Source organism: Bacillota bacterium (assembly GCA_024655925.1).
Lineage (GTDB): Bacteria > Bacillota > DTU025 > DTU025 > JANLFS01 > JANLFS01.
The window spans coordinates 1-2,748 of the sequence record JANLFS010000191.1; the positions used below are offsets into that span (position 1 = coordinate 1).

Genomic DNA, 2,748 nt, shown 5'->3' on the forward strand with positions numbered 1-2,748 from the left:
CGATGCCCATCGCCAAGTTGCCGCATGCAAGCCCATAGTCGATGGCCATACAGGCAGGACCGAGCAAGCGCTCCTTCCGGCCAAGCTTCCGCTTCGGTGAGCGGATCACCCGGGCGACTGGATCTGGAATCTGCCTGGCAGCCACGCGAGGGAAGAATGCCGCGCGATACGCATCGATGCTCGCGCGCGAAAACCCGAACCTACGGATGAGCGCTTGGCCCGCCTCGGACATGGCCCCGTCAACGATCTCTCTAATCCAAGGATCCGCGATGGCATCGCACATGAGATGGTGGCCACGCAGATAACCGAGGTAGCCACAGACGGCATGCCCGGCATTGTGGATGTAGATCTTGCGTTCCAGCCGGGCCTGCAGGTTGTCCACCAACTCAAGGCCCTGAATGTCAGGGGGAGGTCCGAGCCAGCTGTTGCGATCGACGACCCACTCGTTATAGTCCTCCGCCACAATGTGCATCCGGTTCCCAGTGGGCGCGGGCACCACACGGGCGATCATAGCGTCGGGGAAGCCGATGTGGTTTTGAAGGTATGGAAGGTAGCGCGGGTCGAGGGTCGCCACCACCTGCTCTCTCAACGAACTCGAGCCTCGGATCATGTTCTCGCAGGCGACAACGTTCAGGGGCGCTTCGGTCGGGCAGTCCGCGCGCGCCATGATCCCGCGACAGAGACATGGCACAACCCCCGGAAGCCCTTCCGCAGTGACGGCCGTGAGTACCAAGTCACAGGCCGCAATCTCCCGAACGACGGTCTCCTCATCACGCAGTGAGTACGCTCGATAGCCTGTGATGGTGACATCTTGCTCCGTGGTGCCCACCAAGTGCACCGTGTATCGGCCCGCCTTCTCCAGTTCCTCTACCAGCGACCGGTCCACATCGACAAAGACCAACTGGTAGCCCGAAGCGTATGCCAGATGCCCAATGTGCCCCCGGCCTGACGCTCCTGCTCCAAAGATGACGGCTTTTCTTCTGCCTCTGACCATGTCCGGCGCTTTCGTTCTCCCTGGCCTGCCACGACAGACCTAACGACGGGCCATCGACTCGGCCAGGATCAACTCCAAATCTCCTCGGTGCGTCCTGGGGTTGAAATAGCACTCGAGGATGCGGTCGTGCGGCAATGCGTTAATGCGATCGTTCATAATCCGCAGGACTGTGGTGTTGATCTCGATGGCCTTCTGGACGTGCATACGCTCGGGATTGATGTCAATTCCAAAGTAGCCCCGGTAGCCTATCATCTTGAGGGCGTACAGAGCGGCTTCCGCCTGTTGCCACTCCACGGCCCCTACGTTCAGGTCTTGGTCATAATTGCCCAATGGCTGGCTGTTCCAGTGAGTGTGAGCCAAACGTCCCTGACGGGCGATGCGGCAGAAAACATACGGCACATCCTCAAAACCCATGCGGATGTGTCCGATCTCTGGTTGCATGCCCACCAGTGCATGGCCCTCGGCCAGCAGACGACGATTCTCTGGATGCTTCAGGCGCGACTCGACGTCCCGGGCGAGGATGAGCCCATCAGCAGAGGTGCGGTAGATGTTGTTGGGTACCGGCTCGTAGGGTTTTGGCTCGATAGCCACACGCACGCCCGGAACCTCATCCATGGCCGCGGCCAGGGCCTCCTCGAATCGATCCCACATGTCATAGTAGACGTGACCGTAGGGGATGGTGTACCCATCGATGCCGGGCCACACGCCGCAGACGTCGACATCCGCCTCCCGGTTGAGCTTCAGATTGCCAACCAGCGTATCGTACGCTCTTTGCCGAGCTGTCGGATCGGTGCTGGAGAGGGAACCAAACTCGAACGCACGATGCCAGAAGTTGTGCGGGCCGGCGCCACACAGCCGGATGCCGGTTTCCTTCTCAAGCTGCTTGTAGAGGTGCAGGTTCTCCTCATTCACCTCCAGCGGATAGTGAGCCTCGATCCCCTTTACACCATAGCGCGCCATCTCTGCCGCCATCTTGAGGCGTTCTGGCACCGACTTTGGGTCCACATATGCCTCGTGAAAGCGGCCCCCTCCCGGGGTAAAGTACCAGATGCCGACCGACACCTTCAGGTCCAACTCAAAAGTCTCCAGGTGGCGCAGCAACTCCTCAGGGGTGCGCCGCTCCTTCTGGTACCGCAGATCAGTGAACGCCATGTCAGACTCCTTTCCTTTCAGCCTAAGGTCACATCGCACCCAGTGGCACTCGACTGATAGACCGCATCCAACACGCGCATTACAGCCAGCCCCCGTTCTGCCGAGTTGTCGGGGCGGCGGTGTGTCCTGAGACAATCAATGAAATGCTCTTGCACAGAGGTCTCCACCGGGATCGGCAACTGGATGTCTACCGGCACGGTCTCCAGCAGCGTGTTGCCATCAGCTCCGAAGAGCGTCAGGCGTTTCCCCGGCGGTTGCGTGAGGTCCACCAGAGCGCCGCCCTGGGTACCGAACACGCTCACCGAGAGGGCAGGGCGGGTGAAGGACTCCCACGTAGACTCGAGCGCGATGGTCGCTCCTCCTCGCAGGCGGATCAGAGCCGAGGCAAAGTCATCGACGTCGGTATCGACCATGTGGGCCGTTCGCACGACACCACTGACCTGCACCGGGGAGAAGTCGTCGGCCAGCCACATAGCCAAATCAACCATGTGAGGTCCCATATCGATGAGAGCCGCTCCACCCGAACACTTCCTGTCAGTGAACCACGTCTTCTGTCCGCGCAGAAAGGTTCGCCGGCGCAGGGATACGGAGCGAATATAGTA

General features: G+C 60.5%; 3 protein-coding genes. All 3 read right to left on the minus strand.

Translation table 11 applies throughout. The features are described from left to right. A partial coding sequence (locus NUW23_15860) for a mannitol-1-phosphate 5-dehydrogenase (protein ID MCR4427630.1) occupies positions 1-994 on the minus strand: 994 nt, incomplete at its 3' end. A 39-nt stretch (positions 995-1,033) separates the two neighbouring features. Then, positions 1,034-2,146, minus strand: a complete 1,113-nt coding sequence (locus NUW23_15865; protein ID MCR4427631.1) for a TIM barrel protein — start codon at positions 2,144-2,146, stop codon at positions 1,034-1,036. Between the two features lie 17 nt (positions 2,147-2,163). Beyond that, the coding region (locus NUW23_15870; GenBank protein MCR4427632.1) for a Gfo/Idh/MocA family oxidoreductase at positions 2,164-2,748 on the minus strand (585 nt) is incomplete at its 5' end.

Bases quoted from the DNA above. Each gene is read 5' to 3' on its own strand.
- NUW23_15865 (MCR4427631.1), bottom strand. From the start codon at position 2,146: ATGGCGTTCACTGATCTGCGGTACCAGAAGGAGCGGCGCACCCCTGAG.